General features: G+C 72.1%; 9 protein-coding genes. 6 read left to right on the forward strand and 3 right to left on the reverse strand.

Annotation, left to right across the window (positions count from 1 at the left end; all coding sequences use genetic code 11):
• Positions 1–23: 23 nt before the first annotated feature.
• Positions 24–1,418, reverse strand: coding sequence for a M20 family metallopeptidase (locus tag QF034_RS04995; RefSeq protein ID WP_307173773.1), 1,395 nt, complete (start codon positions 1,416–1,418; stop codon positions 24–26).
• The gene (locus tag QF034_RS05000; protein WP_307173774.1) at positions 1,405–2,451 is read right to left on the reverse strand and encodes an Lrp/AsnC family transcriptional regulator; all 1,047 of its coding nucleotides are present in this window, start codon (positions 2,449–2,451) and stop codon (positions 1,405–1,407) included. The genes QF034_RS04995 and QF034_RS05000 overlap by 14 nt, the downstream gene beginning before the upstream one ends.
• Before the next feature lie 111 nt (positions 2,452–2,562).
• Between QF034_RS05000 and QF034_RS05005 the strand changes: the two genes are divergently transcribed.
• The 6 genes from QF034_RS05005 to QF034_RS05030 all read left to right on the forward strand — a co-directional run bounded on the left by QF034_RS05005 (position 2,563) and on the right by QF034_RS05030 (position 14,407).
• Positions 2,563–4,137: an AbgT family transporter gene (locus QF034_RS05005; RefSeq protein WP_307173775.1), complete on the forward strand. Its 1,575-nt coding sequence runs from the start codon at positions 2,563–2,565 to the stop codon at positions 4,135–4,137.
• 39 nt (positions 4,138–4,176) lie between these two features.
• A complete protein-coding gene (locus QF034_RS05010) occupies positions 4,177–5,331 on the forward strand; it encodes a M20 family metallopeptidase (protein ID WP_307173776.1) in 1,155 nt (384 codons plus the stop codon).
• A gap of 368 nt (positions 5,332–5,699) precedes the next feature.
• Positions 5,700–8,597 carry a glycosyl hydrolase 115 family protein gene (locus QF034_RS05015; protein WP_307173777.1) on the forward strand — a complete coding sequence of 966 codons (2,898 nt, stop codon included), beginning with the start codon at positions 5,700–5,702 and terminating at the stop codon, positions 8,595–8,597.
• 217 nt (positions 8,598–8,814) lie between these two features.
• Positions 8,815–10,299, forward strand: a complete 1,485-nt coding sequence (locus QF034_RS05020; protein WP_307173778.1) for a cytochrome P450 — start codon at positions 8,815–8,817, stop codon at positions 10,297–10,299.
• Positions 10,283–11,290 carry a (-)-alpha-amorphene synthase gene (locus QF034_RS05025; RefSeq protein WP_307173779.1) on the forward strand — a complete coding sequence of 336 codons (1,008 nt, stop codon included), beginning with the start codon at positions 10,283–10,285 and terminating at the stop codon, positions 11,288–11,290. Before QF034_RS05020 ends, QF034_RS05025 begins: the two co-directional genes overlap by 17 nt.
• Positions 11,291–11,497: 207 nt before the next feature.
• Positions 11,498–14,407 carry a helix-turn-helix transcriptional regulator gene (locus QF034_RS05030; protein ID WP_307173780.1) on the forward strand — a complete coding sequence of 970 codons (2,910 nt, stop codon included), beginning with the start codon at positions 11,498–11,500 and terminating at the stop codon, positions 14,405–14,407.
• 40 nt (positions 14,408–14,447) lie between these two features.
• Here the strand turns inward: QF034_RS05030 and QF034_RS05035 are convergent, their stop codons facing one another.
• Positions 14,448–17,837 carry an NACHT domain-containing protein gene (locus QF034_RS05035; RefSeq protein WP_307173781.1) on the reverse strand — a complete coding sequence of 1,130 codons (3,390 nt, stop codon included), beginning with the start codon at positions 17,835–17,837 and terminating at the stop codon, positions 14,448–14,450.
• Positions 17,838–17,906 lie beyond the last annotated feature (69 nt).

The following is a 17,906-nucleotide window of genomic DNA, read 5'->3' on the forward strand; positions in this document are numbered from 1 at the left end:
CGGACCGCGGCGCTGTCCGCAACCTACCGATCGGCGTCAGGCGTGTGTTCGCCGAGGTCCCAGAACAACCCCGCCATGATGCGCAGCCCTTCGCGGGCCACCGACCCCAGCAGGTGTTCGTCGGGGGCGTGTTGGGAGCAGGAGGGGTGGGAGTGCGGGACCCACACCGTGGGCAGGCCGAGGATGTCCGCGAAGGCGTCGTTGGGGAGGGTGCCGCCGAGGTTCGGCAGGACGGCCGGTTCCTTGGCGGTGGTGTGCCGCAGGGAGTCCACGGCCCGGCGGACCCACGGGTCGTCCGGGCTGAGGCGGGTCGCGGGGACGGCCTGGAGCACCTCGACGTCGACCATGGGCAGGCCGTGGGCGTCGAGGTGGTCGCGGACGATGCGTTCGAGGTCGCGCCAGGGCGTGCCGACGACGAAGCGGAGCTGGACGTCGGCGTGGGCGGTGCCGGGGATGGCGCCGACGGGCTTGGCGGGATCCCCGGCGGCCAGGGTGAGGACCTCCAGGGTGTTCCAGCCGAAGACGCGTTCCGCCGGGCTCAGACCCGGCTCGCCCCAGTCGGTGTCGACCTCCGGGTCACCGTCCCCGCCGCCCACGGTGAGATCCGCCAGGGCGGCCGCGACGGGCCCGGGCAGCGCCGGCGGCCGCAGTCCCTCGACCAGGATGCGGCCCCGGGAGTCGACCAGGGCGGCCAGGGCGCCGGCGAGCACGGTGGCGGGGTTGCGCAGGGCGCCGCCCCAGTTGCCCGAGTGGTGGGCGCCTTCGCGCAGGGCCACGCGCAGGCGGAAGTTGGCGGCGCCCCGGGAGCCGAGGAAGAGGGTGGGGCGGTCTGCCGCGAGGCGTGGGCCGTCGGAGGCGACGAGGAGGTCGGCGGCCAGGTCGTCCGTCAGCCGGCGGCAGACCTCGTGCAGACCCGGTGAGCCCGACTCCTCCCCCGTCTCCACGAGCACCTTCAGGTTGAAGCCCAGCCGGCCTCCGCGAGCGGCCAGGACCTGTTCGAGTGCGGCCAGGTTGACGGTGTGCTGGCCCTTGTTGTCGGCGGTGCCGCGCCCGTAGAGGCGGTCGCCCTCGACGACGAGTTCCCAGGGGGACAGGCCGGTGCGCCAGCGGCCGTCCTGGCCGGGGACGACGTCGCCGTGGCCGTAGACCAGGACGGTGGGCAGGCCGTCGGCCTCGTGCCGGTGGGCGAGCAGGAACGGGCCCGCGTCCGGCACCGGGTTGTCGACGATCCGTACAGTCGCGCCCAGGCGGCGTACGGCGGGGGCGAGTTCGTCGGCCAGGTAGGCGCGCAGCGGGCCGGTGCCGTCGGGCGGCGGGCTCTGGGTCGGGAAGGCGACCCGGCGCCGCAGGTCGGCCAGGAAGCCGCCGGAGTCGAAGTAGGCCTCCGCCAGGCCGATGGCGGTCTCACGTGTCGTCATGCCGTCCACTTCCGGTGTCCGTCGGGCCGGGTACGGCGGCCAGGCGGCCGTCCTCCCGGTCGAGCCAGTGCCTGCGCAGTGCCTGGAGCACCACGGAGACGTCGAAGGAGATCACCCCGGGCAGTTCCGCCAGGTCCCGGGTGAGGAACGCCGCTAGCCCCTCCTCGTCCCGGAAGACGCCCTGGTGGACGACGGAGAAGGTGCCCGCGTTGGTCGACACGTACCGGGCGGAGGGATGCCGGGCGAGCGTCCGGGCGGCCTCGCGCACCCCGCCCGGCGACACGGTCAGCGCGACCACCGCCTCCAGGGCGTAGCCCAGCAGTCCGGGCTCGATCTCCACGCGGGGGCGGACCAGTCCGCGCTGCAGCAGCGACTGGGTGACGCGGTAGGCGGTGGACTGGCCGATGCCCAGCTCCCGGGAGACCTGCGCGGCGGTCATCCGGCCGTCGGCGGCGAGCAGCCTCAGGGTGCGCAGTTCGTCACCGGTGGGGCGGGCGGGCCGGTCCGTGCCGCCCGGGTCCCTCTCGCGTTCCTCCGCCGTGTACGTGGCGAGCAGTCGGCGCTGGTCCTGTGTCAGGCGCGGCAGCCGCCAGGCGTCGGACTTGGTGTCCGCGCCCAGGACGAGTTCGGTGCGGGCGGACCGGATGCCGGGGAGCGTGGCGATGCGCCGGGTGAGCAGGTCGCGGGCCTCGGTGCGGCGCGCGGGCTGGACGACGCAGTAGACGTCCGCCTGCCCGGCGGTGACGGCGACATGGGCCGCCTCGGGCAGTGCGACGAGCCGCCGGGCGACCTCGACGGCCTGTCCCGGCGCGGCGGCGACCCACACATGCCAGGGGGTGCCCTCGCCGGACACCGACAGATCGACCTGGCCGATCACCCGCAGCAGCCGGTTCGACTCCAGCCGGGCCAGCCGCCGTCCCACGGTGCTCGCCGACACGCCCAGGGCCTGGGCGAGCAGGCTGAGCGGAGCGCGTGGTGCGCGCTGGAGCGCGGCGACCAGGTCGAGGTCGTCGTCGTCCAGGGCGTTCTCCATGCGACCCATTCTCCTTTGAAAGAATCCGTCAACCAGCGACTTCACACGACCGATACGACCGCAACAACCTTTTTACTTGCATGATTTCATCAAGCGGTCGTCAATAGGGGCGTGACCACCGCCACTTCGCCCCCGCCGCCCGACGTCCCCTCGAAGCAGCTCTCCCGGGTGCTCGCCGCCCTCGGGCGCATCGAGCGCCTCGGCAACAAACTCCCCCACCCCTTCTGGCTGTTCGGTGTGCTCAGCGTCGTCCTGGCGCTGGTCAGCTGGCTGCTGTCGGCCACCGGCGCCTCGGCGCTCAACCCCGCCACCGGCAAGACGGTGGGGGTGCGCAGCCTCGTCTCGGGCGAGGGGCTGCGGATGATGATCTCCGACGCGGTGACCAACTACGCCACGTTCCCGCCGCTCGGCACGATCCTCGTGGTCATGCTGGGCGTGGCCGTCGCCGACCGGTCGGGGCTGCTGCCCGCGATGCTGCGGGCGGCCGTCGCCCGGGTCCCGGCCCGTTGGCTGACGTTCACGCTCGCCTTCACCGCCATGGTCGCGCACGTCGCGTCCGACGCCGCCTACGTGGTGCTGGTGCCGCTGGGCGCGATGGCGTTCCGGGCGGTGGGGCGCAGCCCGATGCTGGGTGCCGTGGTGGCGTTCGTGTCGGTGTCCGCCGGGTACGACGCGAGCCCGCTGGTCACCCCGACGGACGCGATCCTGGCCGGGCTCACGACGGCCGCCGCGCATACGGTCGACCCCGCGTACGTGGTCAACCCGCTGTCCAACTACTTCTTCTCGGTGGCCTCGTCGGTCGTCCTGGCCGTCGTGGTCACCGTCGTCACGGAGAAGGTCATCGCCCGGCGGGTGGCGGCGATGCCGGAGGAACCGGAGCCGGAGGACGCCCCCGAGGCCGCAGGTCAGGAAGCCGGAGGTCTGACGCTGCGCACGGAGGAGCGCAGGGGCCTGCGCAACGCCGGTCTCGCGCTGCTGGTGTACGCCGCGCTGGTCGTGGTGGCGATGGCCCCGGCCTCGTCACCGTTGCGGGGCGAGGGCGGCAGCATCGTGGAGTCTCCGGTGCTCACGGGCATCGCGGTCGTCCTTGCGGTGGCGTTCCTGATCGTGGGCGCCGTGTACGGGCGCACGGTCGGGACCGTACGGACCGGCCGGGACATCCCCGACCAGATGGCGCAGGGCCTGCGCGAGATGGCGCCGATCCTGGTGCTGTTCTTCGCCATCTCCCAGTTCCTGGCGTACTTCAAGTGGACCGGCGTCGGGGAGGTCCTGGCGATCCGGGGCGCCGGCCTGCTGAAGTCGGCGGGCATCACGGGCCCGGTCGCGTTCCTCGGCGTCCTGCTGGTCTGCACGGTCATCAACCTGCTCGTCACCAGCGGCTCCGCCCAATGGGCCCTGGTCTCCCCGGTGTTCGTGCCGATGTTCATGCTGCTCGACATCCCGCCCGAGGTGACCCAGGCGGTGTACCGCATCGCCGACTCGTGCACCAACGCGGCGACCCCGATGAGCGCCTACTTCGTGATGACCCTGGGCGTCGTCCAGCGCTACCGGCGCTCGGCCGGCATCGGCACGCTGCTGTCGCTGACCCTGCCGCTGTGCCTGGTCATGCTGGCGGCCTGGACGCTGCTCTTCTACGCCTGGTGGGCGCTGGGCATTCCCCTGGGCCCCGGCGTGCCCGTCCGCTGACCGCCCGGCCGCTTTGCGCACGTACGAGGAGGACCGTCCATGTCCCTGACCCGCGTCGAGTCGCTGGCCCGGACCGCCCTGCCGGAGATCACCGGCGATCTGCGGAGGCTGGTCGAGCTGGAGACGCCCAGCGACGACAAGGAGTTGCTGACGGCCGGGCTCGCCGCCGTCGAGGCCTGGACCCACGAGCGGCTCGGCCCACCGGACGAGTCGCGGCGCTACGACGGCGGTCCGCACGGGGACATGCTGGAGCTGCTGTACCGGGGCACATCGCCGGCGGTGGTGCTGGTGCTGTGCCACTACGACACGGTGTGGCCGGCCGGCACCCTCGCCGGGTGGCCCTTCCGGGTGGGCGAGGACGGCCGGGCCACCGGACCGGGCGCGTTCGACATGAAGTGCGGCCTGGTGCAGGGGGTGTGGGCACTGCGCCTGCTGCGGGAACTGGACCTGCCGCGCCCGTCGGTGCGGCTGTTCCTGAACGGCGACGAGGAGATCGGCAGCCCGGCCTCCCGCCCGCACATCGAGCGGCTGAGCGAGGACGCGACGGCCACGCTCGTGTGCGAGGCGTCGGCCGGCCCGGAGGGCGCGCTGAAGACGTCCCGCAAGGGCGTCGGCCTCTTCGAGGTGACGGTGGAAGGCGTGGAGGCACACGCCGGCCTCGATCCGTACCGGGGCGCCAGCGCCGTGCACGTCCTCGCCGAACTGGTCACCCGTATCGCCGGGCTGGGCTCCCGGGAGCGGGGCACGACGGTCAACGTCGGGGTGATCGGCGGCGGCACGGGCCGCAACGTCATCGCCGGCCGGGCGAGTTGCGGCATCGACGTACGGGTCCCCGACCCCGCCGAAGCGGCCCGCATCGACGCCGCACTGGCCTCCCTCGCGCCCTCCGACCCCCGGGTGCGGGTCGCGGTCACCGGCGGCTGGAACCGTCCCCCGATGGTGCCGACGCCCGCCTCCCGGCTCCTGTTCGCGCAGGCGCACGGGGCAGCGGAGGAGCTGGGGTGGTCCCTGGCGGAGACGGCCGTCGGCGGGGCGAGCGACGGCAACTTCGTCTCCGGGCTCGGCCGTCCCGTCCTCGACGGCCTGGGCGCGGTGGGTGACGGCGCCCACGCACGGCACGAGCACGTCCTGCTGGACCACATCCCGGCGCGCACGGCGCTGTTGGCGGGGCTGCTCATGGCAGGGGCGGCGTAGCGGGGAAACGGGCGGGGCGGCGCAGCCGGAGAACGGCCCGGGCGGCGCAGCCGGAGAACGGCCCGGGCGGCGCAGCCGGAGAACGGCCCGGGCGGCGTAGCCGGGGAACGGCCGGGGCCGTGTGGCCGCGGACGCCTCCCCGGCCTCTGGACGCCCTCGCGCAGACTCGCCTAGGGTGCGACGGCAAGCGCTTTCTAGCCGGCCCATGCCAACCCAGCCCTGCTCCATCCCACGTGCGCGCAGCCCCGCCGACGGCCCGGACGAGGAACCGACGCGGGCCTGACGCGGAAAGGCAGTGCCCCGTGCCGCACAGCGAGCCCCACAGACCGTCGCACCCGTCATGGACCCGCAAGTCGTTCTTACGGGGCATGGCAGCCGTCGGCGCCGCCCCCCTGTTCCCCGCCGTACTCCCCGCCGCCGCCGAAGCCGCCGCCTCGGCCCGGCCGGATTTCCCGCTGCTCCGCAACGGCACCCCCACGGACGTGTTCGTGGACGCGGCGGACGACCCGGCCGTGATCCGCGCGGCCGGTGACCTCGTGGCGGACGTGGAGCGGGTCGGCGGTGTCAGGCCACGGCTGCTGCACGCCGTGCCCCGGCGGGCCGAACTCCTGGTCCTGGTGGGGACGCTCGGCGCGAGCCCGGTGATCGACCGGCTGGTCCGCCGCGGACGCCTGGACGTCTCCCGGGTCCAGGGCCGCTGGGAGGCGTCCGTCACCCAGGTCGTGGACCGTCCGCTGCCCGGCGTGGACCGCGCCCTGGTCATCGCGGGCAGCGACCGGCGCGGCACGGTCTACGGCGTCTACGACACCTCGGAACGCATCGGCGTCTCGCCCTGGTACTGGTGGGCCGACGTCCCGGTGGTGCGCCGCGACACGGTGACGGTCCCGGCAGGCCCCTTCGTACGCCACGAGCCCGCCGTCCGCTATCGCGGCATCTTCATCAACGACGAGCAGAACCTCACCACCTGGTCCCACCGTACCCAGGAGCCGGACAAGAACATCGGCCCACGGACCTACGAGCGGGTCTTCGAGCTGCTGCTCCGCCTCAAGGCCAACTACCTCTGGCCCGCGATGCACCCGTACTCCGACTTCTTCAACAAGCACCGCGAGAACCCCGAACTGGCCGACCGCTACGGCATCGTGGTCGGCTCCAGCCATCCCGAGGCCATGCTGCGCAACGGCGTGCACGAGTGGGAGCCCTGGGCCGAGGAGCACCGCAACCCCGACGGCACCCTGCCGGTCTACGACTACACGGTGAACCCGGCCGTCATCTCCGACTACTGGCGGGCGCGGGCCCGGCAGAACGCCGCCTACGACAGCAGCTGGACGATCGGCATGCGCGGCCTGCACGACTCCGCGCTGGAGACGAAGTACGCCACCACCATCCCGGAGAAGGTCGCGGTGATGAACGACATCATCAGCGACCAGCGACGCATCCTGGCCGAGGAGGTGGGCGAGGCGGCCGCGCCGCAGATCTTCATCCCGTACAAGGAGGTCCTGGAGCTGTACAACGCGGGCGTCCAGGTCCCCGACGACGTCACGCTGATCTGGCCGGACGACAACCACGGCAACATGCGCCAGCTCCCGGACGAGGCGGAGCGGCGCCGCTCCGGCGGCAACGGCATCTACTACCACCTCTCCTACTGGGGCCGTCCCCGGAGCTATCTGTGGCTGGACACCACGCAGTTGAGCAAGGTGTGGCAGGAGCTGCGCCGGGTCCACGACCACCAGGTCGACCGGATGTGGATCTTCAACGTCGGTGACATCAAGTCGATCGAGACGGGCCTGTCCTTCTGCCTGGACATGGCGTGGGACGTGGACCGCTGGGGCCCGGACGACGTCGAGGACTTCCTGGTGGAGTGGGCCGGGCGCCAGTTCGGCCGGCGCCACGGCCCGGAGATCGCCGCCATCCGCACGGAGTACTACCGCCTGGCGGCGGAGCGGCGCCCGGAGTTCATCGACAAGGCGGTCTTCTCGACGGTGCACCACGGGGACGAAGCGGAACGCCGGCTGGCCGCCTACGAGAAGTTGCTGGACCGGGTGCGGACGCTGGGCGCGAAGCTGCCCGAGCCCTACCGCGACGCCTTCTACGAGCTGGTCGAATACCCGGTACACGGCGCCTGCTTGATGAACCTCAAGTACTACTGGGCGGACCGGAACGCGCTCGCCGTCCGTCAGGGGCGCGGCGCGGGCACCAACCGCTTCGCGGACCTGGCCGAGGCCGCGCACGCCGAGGAGCAGGAGATCACCCGCCGCTACAACGCGGAGATCGCGGGCGGCAAGTGGGACGGCATCGTCAATCCGTACCCGTCCCAGATCCCCAAGGCCCCGGGCCGTCCGGCCGTCACACGGGTGCCGCGCCAGGAGACCTCCGGCCTGGGGCTGGCCGCGGAGGGCAACGAAACGGGAGCGAGCCGCCCGCTCTCCTTCTCCTCCTACACCCGCGACCGCCGCTTCGTGGACGTCTTCAACACGGGTTTCCTCCCTCTGGAGTGGCGTGCCGAGCCGAGTCACCCGTGGATCCGCCTGAGCACGGCCGGCGGCGAACTCACGGACCAGACACGGGTGTGGGTGGAGATCGACTGGTCGCGGGCGCCGGAGGGCACCCACCTGCCCACGCTGACCTTCACCGGCGCCGGCACGACCGCCGAGGTGCCCCTGCGGGTGGTGAACGACGGCGACCGGGCCCGGCAGCGCGCCCGCGGTTTCGTCGAGGCCCACGGGTATGTGTCGATCGACGCCGCGCACTTCGACGACCGGGTGGCGCGCGGCGGGGCCCGGTGGCGGGTCGTCCGCGGCCTGGGACGCCGTACGGCCGCGGTCGAGGCGGTCCCGACGACCGCACCGCCGATCACCGGGGACCTGCCCACCCGGTCACCGGAGCTGCGCTACCGGGTGCGCTTCACGAGCACCGGCACCTTCCCGGTGACCGTCTTCCGGCTGCCCTCCCTCGACGAGCGGGGCAAGCGCCGGCTGGCGGTCGCCCTCGACGACCAGCCGCCGACGGTCCTGTCCGGCCAGGCGATCGCCACGGGCAACCGGGGTGACGCCTGGGCCCGCAACGTCGAGGAGGGCATCGAGAAGCTGACGGCCAGGGTGACCGTGGCGGAGCCGGGTGAGCATGTGCTGCGGGTGTTCATGACCGACCCCGCGATCGCCGTGGACCAGATCGTCATCGACACGGGGGGCCTGCCGGCGAGCTATCTCGCGCCACCGGAGAGCTACCACCGCGTCTTCAATCCTGGCCCCGTTCCCCGGGAGCACTGACGGGAAGACGGATTTCTGCGTGCACAGGAAATCAATAAAAAGCTGGGTGCATGAGCAAACGTGATTCTCTCGATGCCCCACCGTGCTTCCGTGCGCCCCTACGGAGAAAGGATTCAGCGAGCGATCGGCAGATTCCACTGGGAAGGACATGAGGCGACCATCAAGTCGGTGCGACCGCACCGAAATCCCGTGTGCCAAGTGAGGCAGGTGGTATTCGATGAGCGGCTCCGTCCCAGGACCGGCCCGAAATTGGACAGTGGGCACTGCTCCAGGCATATTCCCATTCCTCGGCCATGGTATCGACTTGGTCCGGCGACCGCTGGCCTTTCTGAATTCTTTGCCCGGACACGGGGATCTGGTCGAGATACGCCTGGGCCCGCAGCGCGCCTGGATGGCGTGTCACCCGGACCTGGTCCACCAGGTCCTCAGGGACCCGCGCACCTTCGACAAGGGCGGCCCGCTCTACGACAGGTTGCGGATGCTGCTGGGGGACGGCGTCGGCACCTGCCGCCATCAGGATCACCGGCGCCAGCGCAGGATGCTCCAGCCCGAGTTCCGCAAGGCCCGCGTCACCGACCAGGTGCGCCTGATGGGCGAGGAAGTGGAGTCGGTGTGCCGTGCCTGGCGGCCCGGGCAGGCGGTCGACATCAGCGCGGCCATGCTGGATCTGTCCATCCGCGTGGTCAGCCGCGTCCTCTTCTCCGACTCGCTCGACACCGATACGGCCGCCGAGATGCGCGGGTGCCTGGCCACCGTGTTCCGCGGCATGTTCGTCCGGACGGTGATGCCGGTCGACGCGCTGTTCCGGGTTCCCACGCCGGCCAACCGGCGTTACCGGCATGCTTCCGACCGCCTGCGCGCGATCGTCGACGCGGCCATCGCCCAGCGCCGGCGAGACACTCCCCACGACGACCGCGACGACCTGCTCGCAACTCTGCTGGCGGCCACGCGGGCCGACGGCGGGGGAACGGCGATCACGGATCAGGAAGTCCACGGCCAGGTGCTGACGCTGATGTTCGCCGGCGCCGAGAGCACCGCCCTGTGCCTCTCCTCCGCCTTGGGGCTCCTGGGGCACCATCCCGAGGAGGAACGCCGCCTGCACTCCGAAGTCGACGCCGTGCTCGCTTCCGGGCAGCCGCCCGGCCCCGAGGACCTGCCGCATCTCGTCCACACCCGGTGCGTCCTCACCGAGACCCTCCGCCACCGCCCGCCCGGCTGGCTCTTCACGCGCGTCACCACGCGGGAGACGGAACTCGCCGGGCACCGTCTCCCGCAGGGCACCACCGTCATGTTCAGCCCCTACCTCCTGCATCACGACCCCGCCCTGTTCCCCGACCCCGATCGTTTCCTCCCCGACCGCTGGCTGCCAGGGCAGGCCGTCGCGGTCCCGCCCGGAGCGATGATCCCGTTCGGTGCGGGCAGCCGGAAATGCATCGGGGAGACGCTCGCGCTGGCGGAGGCCACGGTGGCCGTCGCGTTCATCGCCCGCCACTGGCGGCTGCGTCATCTGCCCGGCTCCACCGAACGCCTGCGCCCCGCGGCGTCGTTGGGGCCGAGGGGATTGGTGATGGTCGGCGAACCGCGAACGGGGCGGCCTTTGGGCACACCGCCTCGGGCGGATTCACGCACGCCCGGGACAACCGGCGTACCCGTCGTCCACACCTCACGAACGGCAGGTGGCAATGATGTCCGCGACGCATGAGGAAGGCACGCTCGCCACGCAGGCGGGAATTCCGGTCGTCGATCTGAGGGACCTGATCGACGCGAACCTCTACATGCCCTTCCCGTTCCAGCGCAATCCCCACGCGTCCGAAGCGGCGGCAGGCGTCGAGGAATGGCTGAGCGCCTGGGGGCTGACCGACGACCCGGCGGTGGCGGCCATGATCTCCTGTACGCGCCCTGCCGAACTCGCGGCCTACAACAGTCCGACCATGGATTCCGGGCTCCTCCAGATCATGGCCAACCAGATCGCCTACCAGTTCATCTTCGACGACCGCGCGGAGGACGTCGGCCGGCACACGCCGGGCCTGCTGCTGCCCATGCTGTGCGAGAGCATCGCGATCCTGCGGGACGGCCAACCGCCCACCACCCCGCTCGGGGCGGCTCTGGCCGACCTCCATCGACAGGTACAGGAGCGGTGCACACCCGCTCAGGCGGCCCGGTGGGCCTGGAACAGCCGTGAGTACGTGCACGGCCTGCTGCACGAAGCGGTGGCCCAGAACCACCCCGTCCCGGTGGAGAGCGGGCTGTGCCGGTCCATACGCTCCCTCATCGCGGGCGTCGAGCCGTTCTACCCGCTGTGCGAGGCCGCCCAGCCGTGCGAACTGCCCCCGGAGGAGATCCATCACCCCGTCATGCGACGCCTGAGCCGGCTGTCGGCCGACGCGGCGGTGTGGATACCCGACCTGTTCTCCGCGGTGAAGGAACAGCGGGCGGGCGGCGTGATCAACCTGGCCCTCGCCTACCAGCGGACACACCGGTGCTCCCTACCGGTGGCCGTCACGCTCGCCACACGGCACATCAACAGCACGATCCGCGAGTTCGAGGAGCTCTACGCTGAACTGCGGCCGGAGTTGTCCCCGTCCGGCGTCGGCTACGTGGAGGGCATGGCCGGCTGGATCCGCGGTTGCTACTTCTGGTCCCGGACCGTGCCACGGTACGCGGACACGATGGCGGCACCCGCGGTGCTCTGATCCGCTGCCCGACCGGTCGTTTCCACCACAGGGGTCCCGAGAAGAACCGAAACGGAGCAGATTACCCGAAAAGCTGAGACACGAACCGCTCCCGCAGGAAATTCACCCTCTCTGTCGACCTCCCGTTCCGACCCGGCCATGGGGCGAGCGCCAAGGCGTACGCTCGCCCCGTCCGGCGGGGAGCAACGACAGGAAGCGGTAGACCACATGGCCCACGGGCTGCGGCAACCGATCACCGAAGACCGGCCTCTACTCGAACGCGACGAGGAACTCCGGGCCATCGACCAGGCGTTGGCGGAGCTCCGAGACACCGTCGACGGCGTGCCCCAGGAACCGCGCGGCGGATTGCTCGCCTTCACCGGCGAGGCCGGGCTGGGCAAGACCACACTCATCGCGGCGGTGCGTGCCCGCGCCGCCGCCCTCGGGTTCACGGTGTTCTCCGGCAAGGGCGGCGAGAACGAGCGGGAGATGCCGTTCCGCGTCGTCCGCCAGGCGATGCAGCCCATCCTGGCCCGGATGGGCGAGACGGAGCGCCGGGACTTCCTGGGCACCTGGTACGACATCGTCGGTGCCGCGCTCGGTCTCAAGGCGACCGACCCCTCCCGGGTACCGGACCCGACCGGAGTACGCGACGGGCTCGACTGGGTCATGACGCGACTGACGATGTTGAACTCGCCTGTCGTTCTGCTCCTGGACGACCTGCACTGGGCCGATGCCGAATCCCTGGACTGGCTCGCCTCCTTCGCGCCCAGGGTCGCCAACCTCCCGCTGCTGATCGTCGTCGGCTACCGGCCCGATGAACTCCCGTCCGACGCGGCCTCGTTCCGTACGCTCGTCGAACGCCACGAGCAGCGCCCGCACGTGCTGTTCCCGCTCGGGGAAGCCGGAGTGGCGCGGATCATCAGGGACGAAGTGGGTGACGAAGCCGAGGACGAATTCTGCGGTGAGTGCTGGACGGTCACCGGTGGAAGCCCCTTCGAAGCCGTCGAGCTGGCCATCAGGCTCCGTGAGCGGAAGCTGAGGGGCACCCGGGACGAATTGGCCGTGATGCGGGGCCTCGCCGCCGCGGTCAAGGGCCCCGGCCTGATCGAGCGCCTCAAACGGCTCGGCCCGGGCACCGTCCGCTTCGCCTGGGCCGGCGCTGTCCTGGGTGGGCCCTTCTCCCCGGAGGTTGCCGCCGACCTCGCGGTTCTCGGCAGCGAGGAGGCCGCCGAGGCGGCCGAGAAGCTGCGCGCCCGCCGCATTCTCGCGGACACCGACGAGCCCGCGGGCAGCCTGGAGTTCGTCCACCCGCAGATCGCCACGACGATCTACCGCGCCATCCCCGCGGGCCTGCGGGTCGGCATGCACAACGCGGCCGCCCATGCCGCCCAGGCGGTCGGAGCCGACCCCACCGTCGCCGCCCGGCACCTGCTGGAAGTTCCCTGCGACGGCCGGCCCGAGGCGGTCGCGTGCCTGCGCGCCGCCGCGCGTGAGTACCTCCGTGCCGGGGCCCCGGAGGCCGCCCGGCGCGTGCTGACCCGAGCGCTGCGGGAACCGCCCCCTGCCGAGGACCGCGCCGCCCTTCTCCACGAGCTGGCCCGCTCGACGTTCCTGATCGAGCCCACGGCCACGGTCAGCCATCTCCGTGAGGCGCTGAAGGAGCCGCGAATCGACCCTGCCCTGCGCGCCTCCATCGTCTACCGGCTGACCCAGGCGCTGGCCCACACCGACCGGCTGACCGAGGCCGCGACCGTGGCCGCCGACGAGGCGCGGCGCGCCACCAACGCGCGCGTCAAACTGCGCATGCAGGCCGATCACTTCGTATGGAGCGCGTTCCGCGCCGACGAGCCCGACTCCTCCGCCCGCTCGCGCCGGCTGGCGCGGCTGGCGGACAAGCTGCCCGGCCGGGGCCTGGAGGAGCGCTACATCCTCGGTCTGCGGGCGTGGGACGCCCTGGTGCGCGGCGAGCCGCGGCGGACGGCCCTCGGGTATGCCGAGGAGGCCCTCCGCGGAGGCATGAGCTGGACCGACGAGAACCGCGGCTTCGAGGTGCCCGCCGCGGTCGCCCTGCTGTTCATGTACTGCGACCAGCCCCGGCGGGCCGAGGAGCTCTTCGCCGAAGGTATGGCCGAGTGCGAGCACATGGGGTGGCGCGGCTCCCATCTGGCGCAGGGACAGACCCTCCTGGGCTATATCCGCTACCGCCGCGGCTGCCTGCGCGAGGCGGAAGAACTCGTCCGGGCCGGGCTGCACACCGCCGAGCGCGTCGAAGGAGCGGTGCCCGCCCAGTGGTTCGCCATCGGCATTCTCATCCAGACCCTGCTGGCCCGTGGGCGGACCGGTGACGCACGCCGGCTCGCCGACGGCTACCACTACGGCGACGTGGTCCCCAACGCCGTCATCTTCCCGGATCCCCGCACGGTTTACGCCGGCCTGCTCCTGGCGGAGGGGCGACTCCCTCAGGCGGCGCGGCTGTTGTCCGAGGTCGGCGACTGGCTGGACGCACGGGACTGGCGCAACCCCGCGTGGTGCCCCTGGCAGCTGGGACTGGCCTCCGCGCTCGCCCGCACCGACCCTGAGGAGGCGGCCCGCCATGCCCAGGAGGCCGTCAAGCGGGCCCGGGACTTCGGTGCGGCGTCCGCGATCGGCCAGGCGCTGCATGTCCAGGCGGAGGTGACGGGCGGGGAGGCGGCGGTCGATCTGCACGCGCAGGCCGTCGACCATCTGGAGCAGTCGCCCGCCGCGTACGAACTGGCCCGCGCGCTGGTCGGCCACGGCTCCGCGCTGGCCCGCAACGGCCGTCTGCACGACGCCGCCGACCGGCTCTACCAGGGTCTGGAAGGCGCGGTGCACTGCGGTGCCGAAGGTCTGGCCGCCCGGGCCAGGCGGGAGCTCTCCGCCGCGGGACTGCGCCCGCTGCCCCTGCGCTACCCGCAGACGGACATGCTGACGACCCAGGAGCGCAAGGCCGCCGAGATGACGGCCCTGGGCCACCCGGCATCGGTGGTCGCGAAGGACCTGGGGATCACCGAGCAGGGCGTACGGCACCTCCTGTCCTCCGTGTACCGAAAACTCGGCACGGACGCATCCGGCCTCCCCGACGCCCTGTCGAACCGCTTCCGACACGAGCGGTAGCGGCCGGGAGCCCGGCCACGCACCCCGACCGCCGGTTCGCTCACCGCACCTTCGAATTGCGCTGCGCCCGATGCCCCATCGACTCCCAGAACCTTCGCAGCTCCGTGAGGTCGGTGCGGCGCTGCCAGGAGGCCTTGGAGCGGCGGAACGGGGAGCGGGACAGGAGGGTGGACTGGGCGCGACAGAAGGCCTCGCCGAGTTCCACTCGCTGGCCGTCCAGGCCCTTGGGCGGGTACGGGCACAGTTCGAAGGCGCAGTCGTCGCGGCAGTTGGAGCCCGCCTGGGAGGAGGTCGTGCGGACGGTGGTGCGGCACGGGTCGAGCGGGGTGCGGTCCAGGGTGAGGCAGGGCGGCAGGTCGGGCCGGGCGGTGTGCTGGAGGCGCCGGATGCGGTCGGTGGGCCAGTCTCCCCGTTCGGCCAGGTTCAACAGCAGCAGCACGTCGGCGAGGAGTTGCTGCGCGGTCGGGTGCAGGGCGCTCCAGCCCGTGGAGGGCGGGATCCACAGGTTGTGCTTGCGTACCTCGCCACGCGACGTCTGGGAGCCGACGTGCGCGGCGACGCCCGACTCGTCGATCCACAGGAACCGTTCGGGCTGCCCCGTCTCCAGGGCCCAGACGCAGAGTTTCCCGGCCGCGATCACGAACGGGTGCTCCGGTTCGCCGTCCGGCCGGGCCAGCCACTGACGGACCTGCTGGGCGGGGTCGGCCCCGTGACCGCGTGACAGGCGCCCGGTGGTGGTGCCGTCGGGCAGGTCCCACAGGGTCAGCGCGTGCAGCAGCGTGAGGCGCGTGAACCAGAACCGGGAGTTCTTGAGCATGGCCCACGCCTGCTCGCTCAGGTACTCGCGGGCCTCGGGCCGGGCGTGCGGATGGCGGTGCCGGCGGTTCGCCGCGTACTTGAAGCCCTGGGCCAGCGCCACCTCCACGCTGAGGTCGAGTCCGGGAGACCCGTTGAGACCGTCCGCCGGGACGCCGACGCGCCGCACCCAGCTCTCCAGGAACGCGTACGGGGTGTCCTGGTGCCGGTGGGTGGTGACCGAACCGACGAGCAGCGGGACCAGCCAGGCGCACAGGGTGTTGTCCCGCCACTGCCGTTCCTCGGCCTCGCGGTCCTCGCGTTCCCGTCTGCGCTCCAGGCGGCGCTCGTCCTCACGTTCCTTCAGTTCCCGCTTCATGCGCGCGACCTGGCCCTCGCCCTGCCGGCGCAGTCTGGTCTCGCGCTCCCCCACCAGCTCCGGCTGCTGCCCGCCCCACAGCTTCTCCCGCCAGTCGGGTTCCCGCTCGACCCGCAGGCCCTCGACCAGCTGCGGCCCGCGCAGCCTCGGCTGGAGCGCGGCGAAGGCGAGGTCCCCGCCGGCGCCGATCTCCTGCGCGACGGCCAGCCGCACCGGGTAAGAGGGTTCGAGGCGTGCGATCTCGAACATCTCCAGATAGGCGGGCCGGAGGGTCTGCCGTTGTGCGACGCCGCGCATGGCGTCGCCGAACCGCTCCACGAGCAGGGCCTTCGCGGTGTTCAGGGTGTGCGGGTCGCGGGCCCGCAGATCCGGCCAGGACGTGCACAGCCGCATGGCGATGAGGTGCTGCTCCGGCTGGGCGTCGACGCTGTCGATCTCCAGGGCGGCCGCGTACAGCTCCAGGGCCTTGCTGTGCAGAGTGCGGCCGAAGAGGGGCCGTACCTGGTGTTTGTCGTCGTTGTTGTCGTCGGTGCCGGTGTTCCTGACCGTCTGTGCCTGGCAGGCGGCCTCCATCAGCAGGTCGCGGGAAGCGCTCACCGGGCACCACAGCGTCCCGTCGGAGCCCGCCGCGCCCGGCTCGTCGTGGACGCACGCGCCGTCGGGCAGCCGGGAGTGCAGCACCATGGCGATCAGCAGTTCCCGGCCCGGTTCGCGCAGGGCCGCCGGGAAGTACCAGCCCTCCGTCGGCTGTGCCGGGACGTCCGGGTGGATCACCGCGTTCAGGAAACGGGCCCCCAACTGGGCCTGGATCACGCTGTGCTGGAAGCGGACGCGGTCGCCGCCGAGCTCGACCAGCTCCATCCCGGCGCCCCAGTGGGCGGCGAGCCTGAGGTCGATGCCGTTGTCGCCGACCCTGCGGGCCAGCTCCCGGACGATCTCGGGGAAACGGGAGCGGGCCGGGTCACGTTCGTCGACGACATCGGCGAACCGCACCTCGGAGGTGTCGAGGGCGAGTCCCACGCAGGCCAGCGCGGAGAGGTAGTGGACGACCGAGCGGCGCTCCTCCGGGGAAAGCGGCAGATGCGGCCCGAAGCGCCCGCTGATCAGGGCGCTGAGCCAGGTCTCGAACAGGTGGAACCTCAGGGACGCCCGGTCGCCGCCCCGCGTCTCTACGGCCTCCTCCTCCCCGTGGCCGGCGAGGGCGCGCTCCAGCAGTCCCTGCTCGTGCAGTTCGGCGGCGATCTCCAGGTAGGTCGGGGCCTCCGCGATGCCGGCCCGCTCGACGATCCAGTCCAGCCGCTGCCGGTCCTCCCCGGCGCCCCCGGACGAGATGTAGGTGAGGGCGGCCTCCTCGCTCAGCGGCTCCAGCTCGGTCAGGGACGCCTCCATGCCACGCAGCGAGTCGTGCGGCCGGGAGGTGATGATCAGCGGCAGGCCCTCCTCGTTGGCGCGGCGGATGGCCAGCCGGATGATGGTGTCGCGCTCCTCCGTCAGGTCGTCGGCGGTCAGCGCCTCGTCCAGGCCGTCCGCGAGCACCACGATCCGCCCCTGCTGGCACAGGCGCCGCCACACCTTCTCCGCCTCGGCACTCGAGCGGATGCTGCCCTGCACCTCCCGGCAGAAGCGCTCGAAGGCCAGCTCGCGGAAGTCGAGGTTCGCCTCGGCGGCACGCAGCCGCAGCGGCACGGGCACCGCCCCGCGCTCCGCGAGCCGCTGCGTCAGCAGCACGACCAGCGCTGTCTTGCCCGTGCCGATGCCGCCTACGACGACGTGCGTACGGCGGAAGCGGCGGTCCCGCAGGTCCTCCATGAGGACGGAACACAGCTGGTCGCGGCCCACGACCCGGCCGAAGATGCCGCCCGCGGTCTCCACGAGTGTCTGGGGCTCCTGGCGCGCCTTCCGCAGGTAGGTCCGACGCACATGGGTGAAGCGGAAGAACAGGTAGGTGACGGTGGCCAGGGCGAGGGTGAGGAAGGGCATGAAGAGGGACTGGAGGACGCCACAGCTGAAATCATCCTTTTTGCACTGTTTGTTCCACCATGCGGTGGGCGACCCGAAACCCTTTTCCTGCGACAGGGTGATGATGGCCGTGACAACCAGGAACAGCAGGAGCAGCGCCCCGAGGAACGTCAGCACCAACAGCGCCACGTAGCCGGCGCTCTTGCGGACCCGCCAGGTCCGGGTCCGGTCGTAGCCCTGCCGCATCAGCCGGCGCCGGTGCAGCGCGCGGCGCAGGCCGAGCCCGTCGCGGAGCATCCGCCCGAGCAGTCGCGACAGTCCTCCTCCTTCGAGTCGCGGGGCGGCAGGACCCTGGGAAGCACGTGT

Source organism: Streptomyces africanus, assembly GCF_030816955.1.
Taxonomy (GTDB): Bacteria; Actinomycetota; Actinomycetes; order Streptomycetales; family Streptomycetaceae; genus Streptomyces; species Streptomyces africanus.